Origin of the sequence: Streptomyces sp. SID11385 (assembly GCF_010548245.1) — a bacterium.
Classification (GTDB): domain Bacteria; phylum Actinomycetota; class Actinomycetes; order Streptomycetales; family Streptomycetaceae; genus Streptomyces.
The window spans coordinates 1-216 of record NZ_JAAGLR010001198.1 but is presented as its reverse complement, the minus strand read 5'-3'; the positions used below and the strand labels follow the sequence as shown (position 1 = coordinate 216).

Genomic DNA, 216 nt, shown 5'->3' with positions numbered 1-216 from the left:
CATCCCGGACAACCTGATCACCGAGGCCCGGGGCATCGGCTACCGCACGTTCAGGACCGTGCTGCGCCGGAACACCGCGTACATCACCGAGCGGAGCGTCCCCGAGCGACTCACCGCCCTCGGCGTCCCGGTCCTGGTGATCTTCGGCGCGGCCGACCGTCGCTGGGACCCGACTTCGGCACACCACTACGACACGGTGCCGAACGCGCGCATCGA

At 69.9% G+C, this 216-nt stretch carries 1 pseudogene; it reads left to right on the top strand.

Annotated elements, in window-relative coordinates:
* Nucleotides 1-216 (top strand): annotated as a pseudogene (locus G3I42_RS36770) (alpha/beta hydrolase); the annotation flags it as partial.